The organism is Photobacterium chitinilyticum (assembly GCF_004104355.1).
GTDB classification, from domain to species: Bacteria; Pseudomonadota; Gammaproteobacteria; order Enterobacterales; family Vibrionaceae; genus Photobacterium; species Photobacterium chitinilyticum.
The window spans coordinates 1-549 of sequence record NZ_RJLM01000146.1; the positions used below are offsets into that span (position 1 = coordinate 1).

Here is a 549-nt window from a genome sequence, read left to right on the forward strand (position 1 = left end):
AATATCCTCTGGTATGGAGGGAATTGCACGTATTGAAATTCAAAAAAGAATCGATCTCATCCAGATCATAATCTATATGGGATTTATAGAGATTCAAAAAAGAATCGAYCTGATYCARRTCAKAATYTATATGGGATTYCCAAARWTATTAATWGAARGTMGACCMCGARGAATYGAAGAMTTACAGATGAATKTACAAAAAGAATTWAATTCTGTGAAYCGAAAACTYAACATTGCTATTACAAGAATTAAAAATCGCGTTTCTTTTCCTAATATTCTTGCAGAATTTATAGCCGGMCAATTAAAAAATAGAGTTTCWTTTCGCAARGCAATGAAAAARGCTATWGAATTAACTGAACAGGCAGATACAAAAGGAATTCAAGTACAAATTGCAGGACGTATCGACGGAAAAGAAATTGCACGTGTCGAATGGATCAGAGAAGGGAGGGGTCCCCTACAAACCATTCGAGCTAAAATTGATTATTTTTCCTATCCAGTTCGAACTATATATGGGGTATTAGGCATCAAAATTTGGATATTTGTAGACGA

At 33.8% G+C, this 549-nt stretch carries 1 protein-coding gene; it reads left to right on the forward strand.

Features of this window, described 5'->3' with window-relative positions; all coding sequences use genetic code 11:
* Positions 1-130: 130 nt before the first annotated feature.
* The coding region (rpsC, locus tag EDI28_RS28210) for a 30S ribosomal protein S3 (RefSeq protein ID WP_233353527.1) at positions 131-549 on the forward strand (419 nt) is incomplete at its 3' end.